This is a genomic window from Idiomarina ramblicola (assembly GCF_003987255.1).
In the GTDB taxonomy this organism is placed as follows: domain Bacteria; phylum Pseudomonadota; class Gammaproteobacteria; order Enterobacterales; family Alteromonadaceae; genus Idiomarina; species Idiomarina ramblicola.
The window spans coordinates 91,341-114,630 of the sequence record NZ_PIQC01000008.1; the positions used below are offsets into that span (position 1 = coordinate 91,341).

A 23,290-nucleotide genomic window follows, 5' to 3' on the forward strand; every position below is an offset into this window, starting at 1 on the left:
AAAAACGCCCCATTGGGGCGTTTTTTATTCGCTAAACAAAATTAATTGCCCATGTACGAAGTCAGCATCCAGGCCGTTTTCTCTTGTTCTTTAATGTAATCACTCATTAGAGCGTTAGTTCCTTCATCACCCGCTTCATCAGCAAGTTCAAGAATTTCGCGCTGCAAGCGAATCGTTGTCTGATAGCTGTCCAAAATGTTGGCAACGCAGGCACGACCTTCGTGTACATCTTTTACTTCTTCAATTTCGCTGTTTTTAATGTATGTCGAGTACGCGTGCTGAGGGCGTTGACCTACGGTCAGAATGCGCTCTGCAATTTCATCAATTTTAAGCAGCAGGTCATCGTAAGTTTCTTCAAACTTAGCGTGCAACTCAAAAAAACGTTCGCCTTTAATGTTCCAGTGGAAGCCACGAACATTCATATAAAAAACCTGATAGTTTGAAAGTAGCTCGTTGAGCTTATCACCAAGTTTTTCTGCCTTTTTTTGGTCTAAACCAATAACGCTTAACTGTTTCATAAAACCCTCCTTTGTCATCGTTATGCTTTAACCATAGTTGAAGCAAACAGTTAAAGAAAGCGATGAAAATCGATAAGGCTGACAGTTAAATTCGATAGCTGTCAGCTAATGCTTACATAAGGAGTACGAGAGTGCAGTGAGTTAGATCAACTGAGGCTTTCGACTTTACCGTCGCGAATATGTTTTTCACCGCGGGCTCTGGCCAATTGAATTTGGCGCTCGCGTTCAGCGAAGCGTTCTTTCTGTTCCGCTGAGGTTTTGTCGTAGCAATGTGGGCAGCTTACGCCCTTTTGGTAGTGTTCTGACTGCATTTCTTCTTCGGTAATAGGCATGCGGCAGGCGTAGCACTGGTCGTACTCGCCTTGTTCCAGACCGTGTTTTACCGTAACGCGTTGGTCAAAAACAAAACATTCACCGTTCCAGCGGCTGTTGTCTTCCGGCATCATTTCCAGGTACTTCAGAATGCCGCCTTTCAGGTGGTAAACTTCATCAAACCCCTGCTCTTTTAAGTAGGCAGTTGATTTTTCGCAGCGGATACCACCGGTGCAAAACATAGCGACTTTCTTATGCTTTTGCGGGTCAAGGTGCTGTTTAACGTACTGCGGAAATTCGCGGAAAGTATCCGTTTTGGGATTCACGGCACCTTCAAAGGTTCCGACAGCGTATTCGTATTCGTTACGGGTATCGATAACCAGGACTTCCGGGTCGGCAATCAGGTCGTTCCACTTTTCAGGATCAACGTAAGTCCCTGCTGAGCTTTTAGGGTCAACCCAGTCAACGCCTAACGTGACAATCTCATTTTTCAGCTTAACCTTAGTGCGGTAAAAGGCTTGCTCGTCGCTGGGGGATTCTTTATGTTCAATATCGGCAAAACGGTCATCTGAACGTAAGTAATCCAAAACATTGTCTATGGCTTCGCGGGTACCGCAAACGGTACCGTTAATTCCTTCACGAGCTAATAGCAATGTGCCTTTCACATCGTTTGCAATAAGCGTTTGATAAAGCGGTTCGCGGAGCTCTTTATAGTCATTGAGCTCAACAAACTTATACAATGCCGCACAAATATACATATCATGTTACCTTTTTCAGCAGTCCGGAACGTAAATCCGGAGCTCTTATTTAAATCGCGTTTGAAAACCGCGCGGATTATACCGTTTTGATCCTGATCAGCGCAAATCAGGGTTGCAGGGAGCAGTAAAAAGTATGATCAACGACGCTTTGTTTTTCGGGTTGGTGTTATTGTCTGCCGCAACTTCATTGCTAACGGCCGTTGCAGGCGCAGGGGGTGGTGCCGTATTGATTGGCATGATGGCATTGGTGTTGCCCGGGAGTGCGGTCATTCCGGTACACGGGCTGGTACAAATGGGCTCTAATATTGGCCGTACTGGGTTGTCATGGAAACATATTCATTGGCCAACGGTTGCCTGGTTTGTGCCTTTTGGCTTGCTGGGGACCTTTATTGGCAGTTTGTTGCTGGTTCAGCTTCCTACTCATTTTCTGCAAATTACCATTGCGCTATTTTTAATTTGGTTAACCTGGGGACCTAAGTTGCCGCAAAGCTTTCGTGGCCGAGCTGGTTTGGTTGGTGGTGGTCTGGTCACCGGCTTTATATCGCTATTTGTTGGGGCCTCAGGACCATTGGTCGCCGCTTTCGTTAAAGCGCGTTTTAGTGAAAGACTGCAAACTGTCGCGACGTTTTCTGCGGTGATGACCATGCAGCACGCACCTAAAGCACTGGTGTTCGGCATGGCCGGGTTTGTATTTCAGGATTGGTTACCACTAGTATTGGCAATGATTGCCGCCGGTTTTGTCGGTACCTGGGTTGGTCTGCATTGGCTGAAGAAAATCACCAACCAACGCTTTGACCAGTTGTTTCGGTTAATTATTACTTTACTGGCTCTTCGTCTGCTTTGGGTCGCGCTTGAGCCGTTTATCCCAGCGTTGACGGGCGTAACGACGTAAACTCGCAATGTTATCGGTTTCATCCATGATAGGCGTACCCAGGATGGTTTCGATGATATCTTCCAGGGTAATGAGCCCGAGCCAACTTCCGTGTTCGTCGTAAACCAGAGCCATATGCTGACGCTCTTTTATCAGGTGGCTCATCAGGGCTTCAACACTGACTGTTTCGGTCACAATTTCAACGGGCCGTACAATGTCTTTCAGTAAATCTGCTTCGCTGGCATCGAGAACGTCACTGCGAAAAACGATACCTTGAGGCTCTTCATCGTTATCAATAACCGGGTAACGTGAAAACGGCATCTTTCGAATTTTTTCGCTCACCTCAGTCATGCTCAAATCGGGTCGAACAGACTCGCACACCGTACGGGGTGTCATCACTTCACGAACCCGAATTTCATGCAAATCGAGAATGTTCAGAATAACGCGACGTTCGTCATCATCTAATGCGTTTTCTTCATGGCCTATGGTCGCCATAGCTTTAATTTCCGAGCGTACATCAATGTCCGCTTCCTCGCTGCCAATGCGTTTTGTGATTTGATCAGAAAGCCAGATAAACGGCTTAAGTGAGAAAATCAAAAAATTCAGTACGGGAGGAAGTATCGGAGCTATGCTGCGCCAAAATTTAGCACCGATAGTTTTCGGGATAATTTCTGAGAGGATCAGAATCAGCAGCGTCATTACGGCTGAGGCGGCACCCAGATATCCATCGCCGAATACCACTCCCACCTGTGCACCAACGCCGGCAGCGCCTGCTGTGTGGGCGATAGTATTCAGCGTTAATATAGCCGCCAGCGGTTTATCAATAGAGTCTTTTAATTTGCGCAATTGCTGATGGACTTTTGGTCTGGTCTCTTTTAGCTGTGCGATGTAACTGGGCGTTACGGACAAAATAGCAGCTTCTAAAACCGAGCAAATGAACGAAACGCCAATAGCGATAATGGCAAAAACAACAAGTAGAAACATTGGTACCTTAAATGCTTACAGAAATTGCGTTAGTAATAACATAGTTCCAGCCATAATCAGAATAGACCAACCGACAGGACCTGCGTATTTACCCCATAGACGTTCAGTATAAGGCCCTAACCACAAAACGATAAGTGCTAATACATAATAACGTAAAGCACGCGCGATTCCGGCTGCCAGCAAAAACAGTGACAGTGGGTAATCTCCCGCCCCGGCAGCCAACATGGCGACCTGAAACGGCACTGGTGTAACTCCAACTAAGAAAATTGCAGCGAAACCATCTTCTTTCAGCGTTTCCTGAAACTCCTGATAGTAGTCCTGAATGGATAAATAATTGATAAACCATTCACCAGCGGTATCAAATAGTGCAAAACCAATGTAGTAGCCTCCAATAGCACCCGCTAAAAAGCCTGCCAGAGCAACGGTTGAAACCAGCCAGATACGTTTGCGCTCTAAAACCATGTAAGGGACTAAGACCAATTCTAGGGCAATGGGCAGTAAAGTGGCTTCTAAGGCCGAGAGGAAAAATAGAAGTACCAGTGCATGGGGCGATCTGGCCAGTTTCTGATACCATTGTTGCGTCTTTGTATTTTCTGTCATTGGCGCGTCAACATATTATTTTCGATAGCATTTATCGGTCCAGTTTAGCGTTATTTTTTTGCAAATAGGGATCGAAGCCGTTAAAACTTACGTAAACTTTGCACTTAGCTGTGTTGTTAGAAGGTAACTCAAAATGAAGTATCGAGGAAGTCCGACATTTTCTCATGGACAAGCGGACAAAATTGGTGTGCTGGTGACTAATCTGGGGACTCCGGAAGCGCCGACAAAAGCAGCGTTGAAGCCTTATTTAAAAGAGTTTTTATCAGACCCCCGGGTGGTGGAGGTGCCTCGGCTGCTGTGGTTTTTGATATTAAATGGTGTGATTCTTCGCTTTCGGCCTAAGCGTTCAGCCGCAGCTTATGAAACCGTCTGGACAGAGCGCGGCTCTCCGTTGTTATTTCATACTCAGGATCAGGCCTCTGCTATTGAGAAAAAACTGAAAGAGAGCTGGGGCGATAACATTGTCGTTGATTTTGCGATGCGGTATGGCAACCCGGCCCTCGGTCAGGTTGTGGAAAAGATGATGCAGAAGGGCGTCCGAAAGCTTCTGGTACTTCCTTTATACCCTCAGTATTCGGCTTCAACAACCGCTTCTACTTTTGATGCATTAGCTAAAGACTTTACGAAACGTCGCTGGTTGCCTGAGCTGCGTTTTATTACTCATTACCACGACTTTCCCCCTTTTATTGAAGCGGCAGCAAAGCGTATTGAAAGGCACTGGGAAGAGCATGGGCGTGCCGATAAACTACTGTTGTCTTACCACGGCATTCCGCTGCGTTACTTGAAAAACGGTGACCCTTACCACTGTGAGTGCTACAAAACTTCGCGTTTATTGGCTGAACGTCTGGGGCTTGGAGAGAACGACTACTTGACCACATTCCAGTCTCGCTTTGGGCGCGAAGAGTGGCTGCAACCCTATACTGATATGACCATGAAAGCGTTACCAGAAAAAGGCGTTAAATCGGTTCAGGTATTTTGTCCTGGTTTTTCTTCTGACTGTCTAGAAACGGTTGAAGAAATTGGCGAAGAAAACCGCGAATACTTTATGGACAGTGGCGGTGAGCGATACGAATATATATCTGCGCTGAATGCTGAGAGTGAGCACATTAATGCGCTGACTCAGCTCATAGAGAGAAATATGCAGGGCTGGTCGGTTGACGAGGTATCCGGTCGACGTCAGCAACGGGCTGATGCGGTTAAAGAGCAAAGCTTGCCTTATGATAATTAACGGGGGATGTTTTGGCGCGCACTAGTTCATTCGGCAAGCCGTTTATGTTTATTGCATGGGGGCTTGCGTTAGCTATGCTGGTTTGGTTTTTCGAAGACAAATTACAGCAGCAGTTTAACCCTAACGAGCAAGTTCAAAGTCATATCGACAATGGACAAGTGACTGTTATGCTGGAACAAAACCGCATGGGTCATTATGTTGCCCGGGGCAAAGTGAATGGGCAGGCTGTTACATTTCTTCTGGACACAGGGGCGACACTGGTGGCTGTGCCGGAAGCCCTGGCTCAAAAGTTGGGTCTACGCAAAGGCCGACAGGGTATGTCTCAAACGGCTAATGGTCGTGTCATAACCTACCGAACGGAAATTGACAAGCTACAATTGGGCGACATTACGATGACGAATGTTGCAGCATCTATTACTCCGGGTATGGATGGTGATGTCATACTTTTGGGGATGAGTGCTCTGAAAGAATTTGAGTTAACGCAAAAAGGCGATACTCTTACTTTACGTTATTAAAAAAATTAAGCAGGAATGATGTATGTATAGAACATTACTTGGAGCGACTTTATTTTTTGTCGCAAGCAGTGCCGGTGCTCAACAAGGAGCGCTGAAACAATGTGCGGAAATTGAAGACTCACTGGAGCGACTGGTGTGTTATGACAACCTTGCTAAACAGCAGCAGCCTGAAAAAGCGGAAACAAAAGTCAAAGAAAAAGAAATGACTAAAAAGCAAAAAGATTCAGGCCAGAAAGCGGCTGAGCAGAGCACTAAAAATTCTTCAGAGCAATCTTTTGGCATGGAACATAAAGAAAAAGAAGAAGGCCAGCTGGATCGCATTGAAGTGGAAGTCGTTGCTAAAGAGAAGGGACCTTATAAAAAGTGGCGAATTGAATTGGCCAGCGGTCAGGTCTGGAAACAAACGGATGGCCCTAACTATTTCTCCTGGAGCGAAGACGACACTTATTTTATCGAGCGTGGCGCATTCAACTCATTTTCTTTTGGGCGCGAAGGCTCCAATCGGCGTATGAGAGTGCAGCGCGTTAAATAAGTAGGGAACGATTATGCAGCGGACTTATGCAAGATAACTTACTTGGATACAGCCAAATAGCAACAGCCGTCGTCTTGCTCCTTATCGCTGCGACGGCATTTGTCAGTGTCGTTCGCAAGCAAGCCCGAAAAAAATACCAGGGGTTGGATCAATTAATTCAGTCCCATTACGAAACATTTAATTCCTTAGCGCAACAAAAAGAGCTCGAGAGTTCGTTGCGGGGGATTTGTAATTTAATAGAATCACAAATTGATGGATCAAAATGCGCCATCATGGTGGTTGATCACGAGAAAAACACCTTATCAACTGCCGCCACGGTTTCCTTACCCTCTTCTTTTTCCGAAGCGCTTGATGGTTTAGACGTTGCTGATGGTGTTGGTGCCTGCGGCACTGCAGCGGCAATAGGCGAGCCTGTATTGGTTGCCGATATGAGAAAAGATCAGCGTTTTAATCAATTTAGCTCATTAATTGAGCAATATGGTTTAGTCAGTTGCTGGTCTCATCCCATCTTTTGTGCCGCAAAAAGTGAGGTGATCGGAACCTTCTCGGTGTATTTTTCTGAGCCGAGAATGCCTGTTGGGCGTGACCTTGAATTGATTGTGCGTAATCGTGACTTGGTTGCTTTATTAATTGAACAAGAAGACCAACGAAAAAAGCAAGCTCGGCTGGAACAACATCAGCGCTCACTCTTTACCTATAATCCAGATGCGGTATTTACGTTGGATTTAGCGGGTCATTTCACCAGTGTTAACCGTGCGGTCTGTGAACTTTTATTACTCGGTGAAGAGAGTTTGCTGGGCAAGCACTATGAACTGGCGGTTATCGAGGCCGACCAAAGCCGGACCTTAAAGCATTTTGAAGCAGCCAAAGCGGGCACTCCGCAGTCGTACGAAATAAAAATACATGACCGAACCGGTCAGTTGCATGACTTATCGATAACCAATATTCCTATCATTATAGATGGTGAAATTACGGGTGTGCATGGTATTGCGAAGGATATTACGGAGCACCGTGCTAATGAGGCCAAGCTTAAAGTTTTTCAAAGTGGTGTGCACGCCAGCGTTAATGGCGTGGTTATTAGTGAAGCCAATGAAAAAGGTTATCCGGTTATTTATGTCAATCCAGCCTTTGAAAAAATGAGCGGTTATAGCCTGACTGAAATAAAAGGAAGAAGCTGCCGTTTATTGCAGGGGAATGACACCGATCCGAACGTTCAGTCTGAGATCCGTTCCGCGTTGCGGGCAAAACGAGAAATAAAAACCATTATTCGCAACTACCGTAAAGATGGCAGCATGTTTTGGAATGAGCTCCTGATTTCCCCCGTTAAAGGCGCCAAAGATGAGGTTACCCATTTTATTGGACTACAAAGCGATATCACTGAGCGTATTCAGAGAGAGGAAGCTCTAGAGTTTTACGCTTCCCACGACAGCTTAACGAAATTAGCTAATCGAAGTGCAATGGAAACGCGGTTACAGAAACTGCTGGGTCACGAAAACGAAACATCGATATTTGTGCTCTTTATTGACCTGGACGGGTTTAAGCCTATCAATGACAGCTTGGGGCACTACCTGGGCGATGAGGTACTCATTGAAACGGCGCAACGTTTGCAACAGGTGATTCTAGAGCCGAACTTACTCTGTCGCTTTGGTGGCGACGAGTTTGTGGCCGTTATTGAGGATATGAGTGCCGCGGAACAAGTTGATGCCCTGTGTACCGAAATATTGGCGGTGTTTGAAAAGCCCTTTCGTATTGGTGAAGTTGAAGTGTCCTTATCGGCCGCTATCGGCGTATCCGCAAATGATATTCAGTATGGCCACCCGATGGAACTGACTCAGCGTGCAGATGTTGCCATGTATGAGGCTAAGAAACGCGGGGGGAACTTTGTTTGTTGGTACTCTTCCAGGCTCGACGAAGGCTTGGGGTATAAGGTTGCGCTAAGAACTAAAATTCAGGAAGCCCTAGCGCAAGAGCAGTTTGAGCTGTTTTATCAGCCGATTATGACCGACAAAGGAAAGGTGTCCGGTGTAGAAGCCCTTATTCGTTGGCAGCACCCAACCAAGGGCTACGTTTCTCCCGGCGACTTTATTCCCATTGCTGAGCGCACAGGACAGATTATTCAAATTAGTGAGTGGGTTTTGAAAAAGGCTTGCCACGATCTGACTCAACTTAAGCAATACGGCATCAAATCTGTTTCGGTAAACTTTTCACCGATTCAGTTCTACCGCGATGACTTCGTTAGTAAAACAAAAGCCATTCTCGAGCAGTTCGATATTCAGCCCGGCGAAATAACCGTCGAGATAACCGAGAATGTTCTGGTCAATGATACCCAGCGTATTGCGGAACTGTTGCAGCAGTTGCGGGACCTAGGTATGGATGTTGCCATTGATGACTTTGGTAGTGGCTTTGCCAGTTTGCGTTACTTGAATGTGTTGCCGGTTAATAAGCTCAAAATTGATCGCAGCTTTATTGAAGATATTGATCAAAACGCACACAACGCAGCGATAACCTGCGGTATTCTAAATATGGTCGCAGATATTGGTATTGAAACGGTGGCAGAGGGCGTGGAGACTGAAGCCGAATGCAAGTATTTAGTCGAGCATGGTTGCCACTTTATGCAGGGCTTTTTGTTTTGTAAGCCGAAACCGCTGGACGAACTGCTCAAATGGGCAGAACGCCAGCATTCTTTCGAAAACGAAGATTAACGCTATTTAATATCTGTAAGCCTCAAATAAGGACGCAGGGTTTTCCAGCCCTGCGGGAATTTTGTTTTTGCATCCTCGTCACTTACGGTCGGGCGGATGATCACTGAATCGCCGGGTGCCCAGTCTGCCGGACACGCCACTTCATCACGGTCGGTTGTTTGCAAAGCATCAATAACACGTATAATTTCATTGAAGTTACGCCCTACTGTCATTGGGTAAGTCATAATCAGCCGGATTTTTTGGTTGGGATCGATAATAAAGACCGAGCGTACGGTCGCTGTCGCGCTTTCGTTTGGGTGGATCATGTCGTAAAGCTCGGCTACTTTCAGTTCCTTATCAGCAACGATTGGGAACTCCAGAGTGGTGTTTTGAGTGTCATTGACATCGTTGATCCAACCTTTGTGAGCATCAACCGTGTCTGTCGATAAACCGAGCGGCTTAACATTCCGTTTCTCAAATTCCGGTGCGAGCTGTGCGGTTCTGCCCATTTCTGTGGTACAAACCGGCGTATAATCAGCTGGGTGGCTGAAAAAGAACACCCATGATCCTTTGGCCCAGTCATGAAATTTTATCGAACCCTGAGTGGTATCAATGGTAAAGTCTGGTGCAGTATCGCCAATACGTAGTGTCATAAAGTGACTCCTGAATTTGTAGTTGAAAACCTTTTCTGGTACTAGCTAAATAATAGCTTACTCATAACATTACAAGGCAATAGGCTTAGAACCTTTTACTCTAATATAGATGCATGGACTATTAGCAATGACCTTATTTATCGATGCCGATGCCTGTCCGGTGGCCATACGCGAGATTCTTTTTCGTGCGGCACAACGCAAACAATTGCACCTTTATTTAGTCGCAAATCAGCGTATTCAAACCCCTCCTTCCAAGTTTATTCATATGATTCAGGTCGGTAGCGGCTTTGATGTGGCGGATCATGAAATTGTTCGCCGCTGCGAGGCTGACGATTTAGTGATTACCAGTGACATTCCCCTGGCTTCTGAAGTGATCGATAAAGGCGCTAAGGCACTGAGTCCCCGCGGTGAACTATTTACCCCTGACAATATCCGGCAACGGCTGAACATCAGAGATTTCATGGATACTATGCGCAGTAGTGGCATTCAGTCGGGTGGGCCGCCGCCATTATCCAATGTCGATCGCAAAAACTTTGCTGATCATTTAGATAGACTGCTGGCCGGGAGCTAAGCGTGGCTATTTTTGCGGCATTACCGGCAATTATCTGGGCCCTGGTGGTCTGGTGGTTTCCCAGTTGGCTGCAGCCAATGCCGCTTCCGGTCCCCGGTGCAGTTTCGGCTGCGCTGGGTTTGGTTTTTTTAATTGCCGCCTTTTTTCGTCAATGGCATTGGTTTTACTGGTGCGCCTGGATTGGCGGTATTTACGCGACGATTCAGCTTGGTCTGCAGCAGCCACTGGCGCAGAAAGAAGTTTCTCAACTTTACGAAGCTCTGCCGGTATGGCTGTCGCTGAGTGGGTTACTCTTAGCTTTTGTAAAAAAACCTCTGCTATTAACCGCTAGAGGCGTTCTGGCATTTGTCACCATCGGAATTTTGCCCCTACTGTTGCTGTTACCAGCGGTGGCTGATGTGTTTGTTTTGCTCAGTCCGGTGGGTATTTTGACTTTACCCAATTGGAAAGAAAGCTCATTTCCTGTGGGTTTACTGCTTTGGACTTTAGCAATGGGGGGCGTTTGGGCAACCTACCTATTTTATAAGGCTACCTCGGCTTTTGCCTGGAGCCAATGGGCGGCCTGGTTGGCAATGATGATTTTCCTGCTCGTTGTGCAGCATCAACAGGCTTCCACCTGGGCTGCATTAGCGGCTGCGTCGGGATTATTGCTGGCGCTGGCTGACCAGATGTTAAAGCTGGCTTATATTGATGAACTCACCGAGTTACCGCAGAGGCGAGCATTGATGAGCCAGTTACAGCATTTACGTAAACGTAGTGCTGTTTGTATGCTCGATGTTGACCACTTCAAAAAGTTTAATGACCGCTATGGGCACGAGGTTGGTGATCAGGTTTTGCGGCTGCTGGGCAGTATCCTGAAAAGCCACCGAGGTTTTAAAGCTTATCGCTATGGCGGCGAAGAATTTACATTGGTGTTTTTTCACAGCGATGAAGCTAAGTTAAAAGACGTATTAGAAAGTGTACGAAGCGAAGTTGCAAACTACCCGCTTAAATTGCGAGAGCCCTCGCGACCGAAGAGCAAGAGTAAGGGCAAAGAAGAGCGCGGTAAAAAAGATGAAACAAAAACTGTAAAAGTAACGGTTAGCTTAGGAGCAACAATAAGAAAACCTGACGATACAGCGGATAGCATTTTAAAGCGCGCTGATGAAAATCTTTACGCCGCTAAGAAAGCCGGGCGCAATCGGGTCCTCGTTAAATAAGTTCCATTTTGTGTACGATTCACTGACTCTCCTCTTATTCATTTTGTAACGTTTTGTTAATAATTGGACAAAATAGATACAAAAAGTTAACGTCTAAGTGAGGTTAACCTCAAAAAATCGAACGTTTCAATAAAAATAACAAGAAGTACGTGCACTTTTGTTAGTGGCGTTTGTTTAAGGGGAGAACAAGAATGCTAAGACTTAAAAGAACGTTGACAGCGTTGTCGGTTGCGGCAGCTTTGGGCGTTGCGTCCTCAGCTTATGCGCAAGACACTGGTACGCTGCGTATTCAAATTACAGATAGTCAGGGTAACCCTGTTCCTAATGCGACGGTAAGCGTTAACGCCCCGGATACATTAGTCTCACGCACAGCAGAAACCGATGAAAGTGGTTACGTCCGTTTAGGCGGTTTGCAGCCATCTCGTGAGTATCAGGTTGAAGTTGTTGAAGAGGGTTACTCAGACTTTGAATCTGGAAATGTTCGTGTTTCGTCGGGCCAGACATTCGAGCTTAACTATGCGTTGAGCCGCGGTGGCAGCGATATTGAAACCATTGAAGTGACTGGCCGGGCGATGTCGACAATCGATACGACTTCGTCGACGACGGGTACCTCAGTTACCTTAGATATGACTGAGTCACTACCAACAGCCCGTAGCTTCCAGGATTATCTACAATTAGCGCCTAGTACTAAGCCGTCATTGGATGGCAACCCATCGTCTAAATCTGGTGTGAACTACTCTGATATTGGTGGCGAGTATGGTTCGTCTTCGGATAACGTCTATTATCTAGATGGTGTTAATGTAACTGATAATGCGACGGGCACTTTTGGGGCAAATATTAACTCTGAAATTATCCAGGAACAGAGGATTTTAACTGGGGGTATTCCAGCCGAGTACGCTGGTGGTCAAGGTTTGGTTACTCGCGTTATTACCAAGTCAGGTAGTAATGAATGGAGCGGTTCGGTTAACTATTACTTCCAGAACGATAGCCTGGTTGCAGACAATGAAAACCTTTCACAAAATAGTTTTGATACTTTTGATACAGCGGTGACTTTAGGTGGTCCAATTATCGAAGACGAGCTGTGGTTCTTCGGGTCCTACCAAATCAAAGAACGTGAGGAAGACGTGACGGATCCAGTGACCGACACTAAACTTCGCAGTGTCAGTGATGAACAAGATCTTGGCTTTTTCAAGTTAACCTGGCAGCCGACTGTAAATGATCGCTTTGTTGCTAGCTGGTTTAATGACCCAAGAGAAATCAGCGGTTCTGATGACCCGCGGACTTTGAACAATCGAGATCGGGCTCAGGAACAAGGTGGTGACAACTACCGCATAGAATACTCGCGCTATTGGGATAATTTGATTTTAACCTTGAAAGCTTCAAGCCACGAAGGTGAAGTATCTAATATTGCTGCAGATAACTCTACACGAAATGATGTAGCGTATCGCACGGCGGACGGGTTTGAGCCGACGAATGCGGATACTGATAAAGGTGGTTATGGTGTCAATTCGATTAACTTTCGTAACAAAGACCAATATCAAGCCACATTAGAGTACTTTCTTGATACCTACGACTACGGTAGTCATGAGCTTAAAGCTGGCTTTGTTTATACAGTGAATGAAAACATTCAGGATAGCCGTTATACCGGTGAAGGCGCTCAATACACATCAATTGGAGCAAGAAATTCCGGTTCTACTATTGGTGATTACTTAAGTGCTGATGACTGGGTGGGTACTCGTGATTTGTCGGCGGATGATTTATCTCGCCTAATTGACAATATGTCTGCTAGTGAAGACTCGTCGCTTTACTTAAGCCGTTATGATGCGAACGCCGATGGTGCCATCAGTCCTGATGAGCTAAGAAGTGGTGTTTCGTTTGACTCTACTGAAGGTAACCCGAATGGCGATGTGAATGTATATCGTATTCAGGAGCAGCAAACCGCTCCAATTAAAATGGAAACGAAAGGCAAGACATTCTTCGTTCAAGATACCTGGACTATCGATCAGTGGACGGTAAATGCAGGTCTTCGCGCTGAAACCTGGGAACACTTTTCTTCGAAAGGCGAGAAGATTGCTGAATTTGATTGGGAAGTCGCCCCACGTTTCAGTGTTGTATATGACATAAACGGTTCAAGTAAAGTTTGGGGGTTTGTTGGTCGCTACTATGATCCAATTCGTACCAATATGACAGACTTTGCGGGGAACCTGACAGGACCTGTCTTACATGAGCAGATTTATTTAGAAGATCGCTGGTTAACTTATCGTGTTCGCGGTGGTGAGCAGGTGCAAGATGCGTTTTTTGCGCCAAGCACGGAAACACCTTATACCGATGAAATCTTGTTAGGTTATGCCACTAACATTGCTGATGACATGAGCATTGAAGTGACATATACCGATAGGAAAACAAGAAACCTTTTAGAAGACTATGATTTAGGTGTTTATGCTAACGATCTAGAAGGTACAGATTTCTACTTACCTCTTTCTTACTTTGGCTACGATGAAAACCCTGGCTCAAACTACGTTATTGCCACTTTGGAAGGTGGTAAGCGTGATTATCAAGGTTTGCAGGTGGCTTTCACTAAACATAGAACGGCTTCAAATAACTGGTTTTTTAACGCGTCGTGGACATATAACGATGCAAAGGGTAACTCAAACTCAGATAGTAACGCTGATTTACAAGGTGACTTTGTCTGGTTAGACCCTCGAGCTCCAGGTGTTTATGCCGATCAGCCTGGTAACATGGAGCACCTTGTAAAACTGTTTGGTAGTTACCGGTTTGATAACGGCATAGAAGTTGGTGCTGTATACAACTGGAATTCAGGAACGGTTTACAGTAAAACCAGAGCGCTCTACGGTCGTCATGCCCCATTGTCTGACGAACCTTATGAGTACGGTGGTCACACCGACACTTGGGTTCAGGAGGGGGCCATTGGCTCAGAAGAGTCGCCCGCTTATGGTACGTTAGATCTGCGAGTTAAATATACTCATAAGTTCAATGATGATTACAAAGCTGAATTCTTCCTAGATGTCTTTAACGCACTGGATGATCAAGCGGTGCGTCGTGAACAGGATCTGTTCGCAGGCGATGGAGTTTACGCATTTGGTGAAGGCGTCGACTGGGTCCAGCCTCGTCGCTTTTATCTAGGCGCTCGCTTATCGTTCTAACCTTCCCTGGAGGAACGTTTAACAACCCGGAGGCTTTCTCCGGGTTTTTTTATTTGTGGCGATCTAAACTCACTGGTATACGTTACTAGTAGGTACGAATCGTAAATCATGCGCTGTACACAATAACAGGTAGGTCAATGAGCTACATAAAAGAAACCATTGAAAAATTAAAACAAACGAGTCCCGCTCAAGTTGAATTCTACCAGGCGGTAGAAGATGTGCTGGAGTCGATAGAACCGCTTCTGGAAGAGCGGCCTAAATATCGTGAACATTCTATTATTGAACGCTTGGTTGAACCTGAGCGACAGATCATGTTTCGGGTTCCCTGGATGGATGACGATGGCAATATTCAGGTGAATAAAGGCTATCGAATTGAGTTTAACTCGGCGCTTGGACCTTACAAAGGTGGTTTACGTTTTCACCCAAGCGTTAATGCCGGCATTATTAAATTTCTTGGGTTTGAGCAAATTTTTAAGAACGCATTAACCGGGCTACCCATTGGTGGCGGTAAAGGTGGTGCCAACTTTAATCCGAAAGGAAAGTCCGACGCTGAAATTATGCGATTTTGCCAGTCTTTTATGAGCGAGCTTTACCGTCACATTGGGCCCAATACGGATGTTCCTGCCGGTGATATTGGTGTAGGTTCACGCGAAATTGGGTATTTATTTGGCCAGTATAAACGTCTGGCAAACCGTTTTGATGGCGTATTGACCGGTAAAAGCCTTCTATGGGGTGGCTCACATGCCCGCAAAGAGGCGACAGGGTATGGTGCAGTCTATTTTGCACAGTGCATGATGGATGACAAAGGTGACTCGCTAGAAGGTAAGCGCTGTTTAATTTCCGGCTCTGGCAACGTTGCTATATACGCTATGGAAAAGCTGTATGACTTAGGAGCGAGACCGATAAGCTGCAGTGATTCCAGCGGCACCATTTACCATGAACAAGGTATTGATCTAGACCTGGTTAAGCGCATCAAAGAAGAACAAAAGGGGCGGCTGGAAGAGTACCTTGAAACTCATAATAACGCGGAATATACGCCCAGAGACGATTACCCCAAAGATGGCCATTCGGTTTGGCGTTATAAAGCCGACTTAGCTTTCCCTTGTGCAACTCAGAACGAGCTGACCGCAAAAGATGCGCAGTCACTGTTGGAAAATGGCTGTAAATGCATTGTAGAAGGGGCGAACATGCCGTCAACGCAAGCGGCGGTTGATCTCTTTATTGAAAGTGGTGCCGCATATGGCCCCGGAAAAGCAGCGAATGCCGGCGGTGTTGCGACAAGTCAGTTAGAAATGGTGCAGAATGCTAGTATGCTGCGCTGGGACTTTGACGAAGTGGATGAAAAGCTTAAAGGTATTATGAGCAATATTTATCATGATGCGAAACGTACTGCCGAAGATTTCGGGCACCCGTCCAACTTAGTCCTTGGTGCTAATATTGCGGGCTTCCGCAAGGTAGCCGATGCGATGATAGAGCAAGGTGTGGTTTGAACTTATTGGTTTCCTGCATTCTGGGTCAGTCGTTTAATGGCTTCATCATTTACCGGTATCGATTGTGCGTTTAGCATAACGACAGCCCTTGAGCCATCGAGGTAAAAGCCAATAAAGCTACTGAACCCGGCTGTTTGTCCATTGTGCCAGGCGTAGGCCTTACCGTTTTCGTCTTCGCTAATAAGCCAGCCTAAAGCCTGCTGGCAGCAGCCTTCAATGTTTTCCTGAGGGGTAAGTAATTGCTCGACAGTGGCATCGCCTTCTGCACCTTTTCGCATGAGTGCTTTGGTGTAGTTGGCCATATCACTCAGTGTAGAAACAACAGCTCCGGCGCCGGCCAGAGACTGAAAATGCCAGTGAGGTACTACGTCACCCAGAACATTATGTCCTTTTGACAGGGAGCCTGAAGTATTTTCTTTACGGGTTGCCACATAAGTATCCGGCATACTGAAAGTTTCAAACACAACGTCATTTAACAGTTCAGGAAAAGGTTTTTCCGCACTCTTAGCGAGTGACTCCGCTAGTAAGCCATACCCGAAGTTGGAATATTCGTAATTGTTGGCACCGGGCTCTACCTCAGCCAAAGCACTTTCTAATTCTGACTGACCAAAATGAGCGTAAGGGTCTGTCTGGTCGGCCTTGCTTAATAAATTTTCAGGAAGTCGGGGCAGCCCACTGTGGTGCGTGGCAAGTTGTCCCAGAGTCACTGTATCGGGTGCTTGCGGCCAAAACTTGTTGATCGAAGTATCAAGGGCTGTAGACTCATTAACTACTGCATGGGCCAGTAGATAAGCCACCATGGTTTTTGTGACCGAGCCAATTTCGTATTGTGTATTATGATCATGCTCGCCATAAAACTGCGTTTTGATATCATCTTGGTCAATGATTGCAACTGCTGCACCGTGCTTGCCCAACTCGGGTGTCGGGGTGCTGGCCTGTTTATCATCCGAACCGGATTTTTTGAAGGTGAGAGGAAATTCCTGCCCCTGTTTGAAAGTTCCTTCGTAGCCTTCTGTTGTCTTTTTCCCGTTAAAACTCGCCTGAATCATCGGCGACTTAAAGCTGAGTGTGTTGTTATCAATATGAACGTCAGTCAAAGGTATACCAAAGCTTTGCTGAGCCGGACTGTCTAAAGTCGCAATATACCCGTCGTGCACAACGGCTATATTCACTTGTAAGGGTAAACTCGAGTTTTCACTGACGGGCAAATCGCCTTTGTAGGCTGCTTCGTAAGTAAGACGGGCTTTGTCTTCCTGAGTCAGCTTATGCATGGTAATACTGCGTTCTTTACCCTGTGTGAAAGTGCCCTCTAACTGGCCATCATTCAGAGCACCCTGATAACTGGCCTTGAGGCTTGTATCGGTGAACTCTATCTTATTACCCTTAACTGAAAACTTGGTGGGTTGGTGGTCAAACATGCCCTGATTCGGGCTATCGAGAGTTAGCTGGCCGTTATCGACATTAATACCAAGCGCAATGCTAACACCCTCTTGAAGGACAAGCTCTCCGCGCCATGCGCCTTCCAGTTCCTTCTGGTACTCTTTAGCTTGTAAAGCATGGTGGCAGAAAGCTGCCACCACAACAGTTGAGTAAATAAACCACTTAATGAAAGTTTTCATCTTAGTAGCCTCGTTGTTCAATTATTGTTTCTTCATCTCCTGCTGGAATTCCGCCAGGTCAGAAATGACTTTCTGATTGGGGAGATCCGCGTAGGGTTGATCAGCGAATTTATTGCCGCGCAACTGTACGGAAATGCGCGCCGCGTCCGGGTTTAACATGGTTTGCTGATAGAATGCTTTAGCATCATCCAGAGTCACACCTTCCACTGCGTCAATTAGCTGTTCTTTACTGTCGAACTCGAAGCGTTGCAAGCTTAAATCTGCAAGGAAAGGGGAGACTTCCTCTCTGAGATTCTTAGGTTTTTCGTTCAGAGTAATCAAGGTGCTTTGCTTGATTTGGTTAAACTCTTCTTGTGTCATTTCCTGCAGGTCTTCCCAGTATTCCTGTTTGAAGCTGTCAAAACGTGCCTGCATGTCGGCAACACCTTTCACCGGAGTCTGAATGTACAGTCCGAAACCTGCGTAATGATCCAGGTTTGGTGCAAAAGCACCCACAGCATAGGCAAGCTGCTCTTCTGTTCGCAAGGTGTCAAAAGCGACAGTGCGGAAATGACTTTGCAGAACGCTTCCGGCGGCTAACGCTTCAAAGCCAGGCTGTGGATGAATATGAGCATCAACCAGGGCGACGTCGGCAACGTCTAAGTCACGGCGTAATACAATCGATTGGCCTGGCTCTGGTTTCCAGAACTGCGCTGGCTCAAACTCTGTGACGTCGCGATTGTCCGGCAAACTGGTTTGGATACGTTTGACGGAGTCTTTCAGGTCAGCGTGATCGTAGTTACCAAAAGCGAAGATGCGAATGGCATTATTGCTCAATAGAGTGCCAATAAAGCCAGACAAGTCTGCCGGCGTTAGCGTCTTAGCTGTCTCAATTAAGTCGTCCTGGTTGAAGCCACCTTCGCGAATTAGCTGTCCGTAGGCATCAAAACTTTGATAAATCGGGAATTGCTGCCCTTTGTTCTGAAGCTCTCTGACATAACGGTCAACCGCTTGGTTAAAGGCTTGCTCTTCAACATCGAAGCTCAAGTTACCAATGGCCCGCTCAAGCAGCTGCGACTGTTTATCGGTAAAGCCTGATACCGTCAGGGTGAGCCCGGTACCGTCGCTAAGGTCAAGGTTCATACCCGCAATATTGGCCTCGGTATCCAGAGCGCTAATGTTCATATTGTATAAGTCGCGCCACAATGCGGTTAAGACACTCGCCTTCACGTTTTGCAGCGGCGCAGCGTTATTCAGCTGAATATTCAATACACCACGGGGTTGGTCACTGTATAACTGGCTTGGGTACTGCCAGACTTGAATACCCGTTTCTTCGATAACCACTTTGGGTTTATCGAAAGCGTCATTTTGTTTAATGGCAAAGTTTTCCGGTAAGAGCGTATTTACTTTAGGCAGATTAATGGCCATTTTCGGCTCTTGTTCCCAGCTTGCGACTTCCTCATTCGGGATATCGACAACTTTGTATTTACCTTCGTAAAAATCAAGTTCGCTATCGTGAGGTTCGTCCTGGCTGATGTACCAAACACGCAAATGCTCCGGAGTTAGTTGAGACAGCACGGACCGAATTGCCTCAGGGTCAAACTGCTGGTACTCATAAGGCGCACTGATAGCGTACTCAGCCGGGAAGTTTTGCATGGCTTCAGCTAAGTTAGAAACGTAGCTGAATTCGTCGCCTTTTTCTAAGAAGCGGAAACGATTGCTCAGGCTGGTTTTTATTTCATTAAAGTATTTCTCATCAACGCCTTTTTCTCGAACTTCATCAATGTATTGCATGATAAGTGCGAGGATATCTTCACGTTGCTGCATGCCGGAATCTGTTAGCTCAACGTCAATTGTCAGTACACCGTAGTTACCGTAGAAAGTTGGCTGCGCCGATGCATTTAAGTTGGCGATAAGACCGGCATCTTTCAGCTGCTGTGCTGGTGTGCCCGGCATTTCAGAACCAAGCAAATAGCTGACATAACGGTTTGGTTTAACCGCGAACTGGTCCTGGTTGTCGTTAATAATGAACTCAAGTTTCAGCTGTTTAACATCTTCATTAGGCACATAATGAATGCGTTTTTTACCGACATCGTCGAAGTTAATTTGAGCACTGACTTCCGGCTCATCAATACCGTCATCTTCAATACTGGCAAAGTGTTTGCGGGCAAGTGTTTCCATTTCTTCTAACGAGCGGTCACTGATCATCGCAACTTTCATGATATTGGACGAGTAGAAGCGGTTATAAAAATCGACGGTTTCTTTATGCAGTTCACTGTTTTCTTTGTCGCTCAGGCTATCCAGGTTCCCAATAAGGAAACGGTTAGACGGGTGATCACCCAAAAGCAGACGGCCTAGTTTAAATTGCCCAAAGAAGTCCATTTCGCGGCGCATTGACCATTCAGCATTGACCGCATTACGCTCTTTATCAACGTACTCTGGGTATAATTTAGGGGCTTTAAAGAAGTCAGAAAAACGATCCAGACCCTCATCATAGGCATCGTTATTGACCTTAAACATGTAGTTGGTGATATCCAGCCAGGTATAAGCATTCTGACTACCACCGTTATTACTCATAAACTCGCTGTAACCATTCGTGTCAGGGTATTTCTCGGTGCCCAGGAACAGCATGTGCTCTAAATAGTGTGCCATGCCTTGTTGAGTTTCAGGATCCTGTAGTAAGCCAACACCGACGCTTAAAGAAGCTGCTGATTTATCCGTATTCGGATCAGACACCAGCATGATCTCTATATTGTTATCCAGCGTCAGTACGCGATACTCCCGTTGGTCGTTCGGGCTTTTAATGACTTCGCCGGCTACCGCATTTTGAGCCGTGTTGGTTTCGGTAACAGGCTGGCTGCAGCCTGCTGCTAATAGGGCTGAGCTAATAGCGCTCGCGAGTAGTAACTTTTTCATAGAGTAGGTTCCCTTTAATAATTATAGAACCATAATAGCGAGGATTGCCGGCGTTATTAAAGTACGCCTGTTAACTATTTGTTGACTAATTTGTAACAGATTGTGAGAGTTAAATCACTGAGTTGGATACAGGGATGTTAAAAATGAAATGGTTTACTTTAATAGGGGCATGCATAGTACTCATCGGTTGTGCCTCTCCGACTGTATTTTTAACGATTGAACGGTTGCCGGAAAAAGATAGGCAAGAATTGGTGACTGCGTTATCTGAGAATGACTTTCAGGTCAAAATAACTTCCAATGTGAGAATTCCGGAGGAATTTCCGGATGTCGTTGTCGCGACTAACCCTGCGAATGAAGATTTGGCGTTTTTCGATAAACTCGAGCAAGTTATTCGTCAGCAGAATTACTCTCCAGTAAGTTATAAAAAGTTTTATCAGCAAAAGCATTATTACAAAGGTCGTAATGTGGGGCTTTATATAAGAGGAGACGCTGAAGAGTTAGTCCTTCCTCCTGTACTGCGCGGCAGCGAGGGAACCTGCAATGGTCAACGCATGATTCTTGAGTTTCAAAGTAAAACAGAAGTTAGCCTGGACATTGAAGGTGAAGAAATTATTTCTTATACGGGAAGTTATCAACCGATATTGCCTGAGACAGTCTACGCTAACTTTAAAGGCGTCGAAGAGCCTGTGACATTTAAGTTTTCGCAGGTTGAGGTAAAAACTTATGCCGGTATGAAAACAGCCGATAAACTGGTGGTGACTAAAAGCAAAAACACCATACTACCGGTAGGTTGTGAGTTTATGATTATTAACTACTAACAACCAATTTTATCCATTAGTCGCCAGAGGTTTGGTATTGTAGTAAATAATGCGTCTTTATTCCCTGCTAACGGAAGGCTCTGAACATGTCTCTTTTGCTAATAGCCAAAACGCTTGGGCTCTTTTTTATTACAGCAATTGCTGAGATTATAGGCTGTTACTTACCCTACCTGTGGTTGAAAAAAGATGGAAGCATGTGGCTATTGATTCCCGCGGCTATTAGTTTGGCATTATTTGCCTGGCTGCTCACCTTGCACCCGGCCGAAAGTGGCCGAGTTTATGCCGCTTATGGTGGTGTGTATGTGGTAACAGCATTACTTTGGCTAAAAGCGGTTGAAGGGGCATCGTTATCTACTTACGATGCCATAGGTGCGGCTTTCACTTTAACCGGAATGGCCATAATAGCGGCAGGCTGGAATCATTAGTTTTTCTCAATATATTGGCTTAAAGAAGCCAGCTGTTGAGACAGAACGTTGTCCACAATAGGAGCAAGCTTGGTAAAGTCAGTGCTTGGATAACCGCCGACAATATATTCCAGGGTGACGTTGTTACCTGAAAATTGCAGAGTCATGGTGCCGCTCATGCCCAATGATTGTAACGGACCTAACCCTCCAACTAACCGCAGTGTTTTGTTTGGCTGTACGTAAGTCACTTCCATGTGCAGTGCTTCATGATCACCGTTAACCTCACAGAAGCAGCCGCCGGCGGTTGCATCAATTGAGAGCTTTGTGGCGTCACCGAACCAGGTGTGATCGCTAAGCCACCAGTTGCCAACGCTATCGACAAAAGCGTTGTATCCTGTTTTTGCACTCCCTTCAAAGGGTTGCTCAAGTTTTAATTGAAAGCCGTTCTCTGAAGAGGAAATAACCTCTGCCTTTGTGTTCACTGAAAAGAGAAGTGGGGCGGCTATAGCAGTAACGATAAGTAAATTTTTCATGAGTTATACCCGTAGGATTATTATTAAAGTGTTGGCAGAGGAATGAATTCATCTTCATCGCCAACGACTTTATCGAACCGTTGATTCTGCCAATCCTTTCTTGCTTGCTCTATACGCTGTTTGTCAGACGACACAAAATTCCAGTTAATAAAGCGGTTACCCAGTGAGCTGCCGCCAATAATGACAATATGCGACGGCTCTTGCGCTTTAATCACTGGCTGTGCCTCAGGCTTAAATACCACCAATGTTCTTGCGTTTAGTTGTTCACCGTCTGAATTTAGGCAGCCAGAGACGATATAAACAGCTAATTCTTCCGCTGCTGGTAACGTCAGTTTTTGACCGGAATCGAAACGTGCTTCCGCATACAAAGTCTCAGATGGGGTGGGTACTGGCGATTTGACTCCGTAAGCTTCACCTATCATGATTCGAAGCGAAACTCCGTCTGCGTTAACCGACGGAATATCGGCCGATGGGACATGATAAAAGGCAGGGTTCGTCTGTTCGTGGTGCTCAGGTAACGCTAGCCAGAGTTGCAGGCCATGAAGGCTATGGTCTCGGGCGGTGACTTCCGGGTGTTCTCTTTCCGAGTGCGTCACCCCTTTGCCAGCGACCATCAGGTTGATATCGCCGGGCTTAATCACCTGATAGCTGCCAATTGAGTCCCGGTGCAGCATTTCACCGTCGAATAGGTAGGTGACGGTGGATAGTCCTATGTGTGGGTGTGGTGCGACATTAATGCCTTCTCCTGCCGAAAACTGAGCTGGGCCCATTTCATCAAAGAAAATCCACGGGCCAACCATGCGCTTTTGTCGGGTTGGTAGTGCGCGGCGAACATAAAAACCGCCTAAGTCGCTGTCCCGGGGCTCAACAATGACGTCTATTGTTGATGAGGGTTGTTGACGCGAATCACAACTTTGTTCGGCCTTGTTAAGAGTATTGCTCATG

General features: G+C 46.1%; 20 protein-coding genes. 11 read left to right on the forward strand and 9 right to left on the reverse strand.

Annotated features, from left to right (window positions below; translation table 11 throughout):
- Positions 1 to 41: 41 nt before the first annotated feature.
- Positions 42 to 518, reverse strand: coding sequence for a Dps family protein (locus tag CWI78_RS11015; protein ID WP_126782858.1), 477 nt, complete (start codon positions 516 to 518; stop codon positions 42 to 44).
- A gap of 146 nt (positions 519 to 664) precedes the next feature.
- Positions 665 to 1,588: an oxygen-dependent tRNA uridine(34) hydroxylase TrhO gene (trhO, locus tag CWI78_RS11020; protein ID WP_126782859.1), complete on the reverse strand. Its 924-nt coding sequence runs from the start codon at positions 1,586 to 1,588 to the stop codon at positions 665 to 667.
- Positions 1,589 to 1,721: 133 nt separating this feature from the next.
- Here trhO and CWI78_RS11025 point away from each other — a divergent pair, with 133 nt between their 5' ends.
- The gene (locus CWI78_RS11025) at positions 1,722 to 2,480 is read left to right on the forward strand and encodes a sulfite exporter TauE/SafE family protein (RefSeq protein WP_126782860.1); all 759 of its coding nucleotides are present in this window, start codon (positions 1,722 to 1,724) and stop codon (positions 2,478 to 2,480) included.
- Here CWI78_RS11025 and CWI78_RS11030 read toward each other — a convergent pair.
- The gene (locus CWI78_RS11030) at positions 2,409 to 3,443 is read right to left on the reverse strand and encodes a CNNM domain-containing protein (RefSeq protein ID WP_126782861.1); all 1,035 of its coding nucleotides are present in this window, start codon (positions 3,441 to 3,443) and stop codon (positions 2,409 to 2,411) included. The genes CWI78_RS11025 and CWI78_RS11030 overlap by 72 nt on opposite strands.
- Before the next feature lie 15 nt (positions 3,444 to 3,458).
- A complete protein-coding gene (locus tag CWI78_RS11035) occupies positions 3,459 to 4,043 on the reverse strand; it encodes a YqaA family protein (RefSeq protein ID WP_126782862.1) in 585 nt (194 codons plus the stop codon).
- A 133-nt stretch (positions 4,044 to 4,176) separates the two neighbouring features.
- Between CWI78_RS11035 and hemH the strand changes: the two genes are divergently transcribed.
- The 4 genes from hemH to CWI78_RS11055 are packed head-to-tail and all read left to right on the forward strand — an operon-like array spanning position 4,177 to position 9,020.
- Positions 4,177 to 5,271: a ferrochelatase gene (hemH, locus tag CWI78_RS11040; RefSeq protein ID WP_126782863.1), complete on the forward strand. Its 1,095-nt coding sequence runs from the start codon at positions 4,177 to 4,179 to the stop codon at positions 5,269 to 5,271.
- Between the two features lie 44 nt (positions 5,272 to 5,315).
- Positions 5,316 to 5,786 carry a retropepsin-like aspartic protease family protein gene (locus tag CWI78_RS11045; RefSeq protein ID WP_244213123.1) on the forward strand — a complete coding sequence of 157 codons (471 nt, stop codon included), beginning with the start codon at positions 5,316 to 5,318 and terminating at the stop codon, positions 5,784 to 5,786.
- A gap of 22 nt (positions 5,787 to 5,808) precedes the next feature.
- Positions 5,809 to 6,318 carry a type VI secretion system-associated protein TagO gene (locus tag CWI78_RS11050; protein WP_126782865.1) on the forward strand — a complete coding sequence of 170 codons (510 nt, stop codon included), beginning with the start codon at positions 5,809 to 5,811 and terminating at the stop codon, positions 6,316 to 6,318.
- A 26-nt stretch (positions 6,319 to 6,344) separates the two neighbouring features.
- Positions 6,345 to 9,020, forward strand: coding sequence for a bifunctional diguanylate cyclase/phosphodiesterase (locus tag CWI78_RS11055; RefSeq protein WP_126782866.1), 2,676 nt, complete (start codon positions 6,345 to 6,347; stop codon positions 9,018 to 9,020).
- 2 nt (positions 9,021 to 9,022) lie between these two features.
- Here the strand turns inward: CWI78_RS11055 and CWI78_RS11060 are convergent, their stop codons facing one another.
- Positions 9,023 to 9,652 (reverse strand): peroxiredoxin, encoded by a 630-nt coding sequence (locus tag CWI78_RS11060; RefSeq protein WP_126782867.1) that lies wholly within the window; start codon positions 9,650 to 9,652, stop codon positions 9,023 to 9,025.
- A gap of 127 nt (positions 9,653 to 9,779) precedes the next feature.
- Between CWI78_RS11060 and CWI78_RS11065 the strand changes: the two genes are divergently transcribed.
- The 4 genes from CWI78_RS11065 to gdhA all read left to right on the forward strand — a co-directional run bounded on the left by CWI78_RS11065 (position 9,780) and on the right by gdhA (position 16,076).
- Entirely contained in the window at positions 9,780 to 10,223 is a 444-nt protein-coding gene (locus CWI78_RS11065; RefSeq protein ID WP_126782868.1) for a YaiI/YqxD family protein, read from the forward strand.
- A 2-nt stretch (positions 10,224 to 10,225) separates the two neighbouring features.
- Positions 10,226 to 11,422 carry a GGDEF domain-containing protein gene (locus tag CWI78_RS11070; protein ID WP_126782869.1) on the forward strand — a complete coding sequence of 399 codons (1,197 nt, stop codon included), beginning with the start codon at positions 10,226 to 10,228 and terminating at the stop codon, positions 11,420 to 11,422.
- Positions 11,423 to 11,613: 191 nt separating this feature from the next.
- The gene (locus CWI78_RS11075) at positions 11,614 to 14,586 is read left to right on the forward strand and encodes a TonB-dependent receptor (protein ID WP_126782870.1); all 2,973 of its coding nucleotides are present in this window, start codon (positions 11,614 to 11,616) and stop codon (positions 14,584 to 14,586) included.
- A 137-nt stretch (positions 14,587 to 14,723) separates the two neighbouring features.
- Entirely contained in the window at positions 14,724 to 16,076 is a 1,353-nt protein-coding gene (gene gdhA / locus CWI78_RS11080) for an NADP-specific glutamate dehydrogenase (RefSeq protein ID WP_126782871.1), read from the forward strand.
- Between the two features lie 2 nt (positions 16,077 to 16,078).
- Here gdhA and CWI78_RS11085 read toward each other — a convergent pair whose 3' ends face one another.
- Positions 16,079 to 17,695 (reverse strand): serine hydrolase domain-containing protein, encoded by a 1,617-nt coding sequence (locus CWI78_RS11085; protein WP_126782872.1) that lies wholly within the window; start codon positions 17,693 to 17,695, stop codon positions 16,079 to 16,081.
- A 21-nt stretch (positions 17,696 to 17,716) separates the two neighbouring features.
- Entirely contained in the window at positions 17,717 to 20,590 is a 2,874-nt protein-coding gene (locus CWI78_RS11090; protein ID WP_126782873.1) for an insulinase family protein, read from the reverse strand.
- A 143-nt stretch (positions 20,591 to 20,733) separates the two neighbouring features.
- Between CWI78_RS11090 and CWI78_RS11095 the strand changes: the two genes are divergently transcribed.
- Positions 20,734 to 21,408 (forward strand): hypothetical protein, encoded by a 675-nt coding sequence (locus CWI78_RS11095; protein WP_126782874.1) that lies wholly within the window; start codon positions 20,734 to 20,736, stop codon positions 21,406 to 21,408.
- Positions 21,409 to 21,494: 86 nt separating this feature from the next.
- Positions 21,495 to 21,833, forward strand: a complete 339-nt coding sequence (locus CWI78_RS11100) for a YnfA family protein (RefSeq protein ID WP_126782875.1) — start codon at positions 21,495 to 21,497, stop codon at positions 21,831 to 21,833.
- Here the strand turns inward: CWI78_RS11100 and CWI78_RS11105 are convergent.
- Both CWI78_RS11105 and CWI78_RS11110 read right to left on the reverse strand, forming a co-directional pair.
- A complete protein-coding gene (locus tag CWI78_RS11105; RefSeq protein WP_126782876.1) occupies positions 21,830 to 22,345 on the reverse strand; it encodes an SRPBCC domain-containing protein in 516 nt (171 codons plus the stop codon). The two genes, CWI78_RS11100 and CWI78_RS11105, sit on opposite strands and share 4 nt — an antisense overlap.
- 23 nt (positions 22,346 to 22,368) lie before the next feature.
- Complete coding sequence (locus CWI78_RS11110) at positions 22,369 to 23,289, reverse strand: pirin family protein (protein WP_126782877.1); 921 nt, start codon at positions 23,287 to 23,289, stop codon at positions 22,369 to 22,371.
- Between the last annotated feature and the right edge of the window lies 1 nt (position 23,290).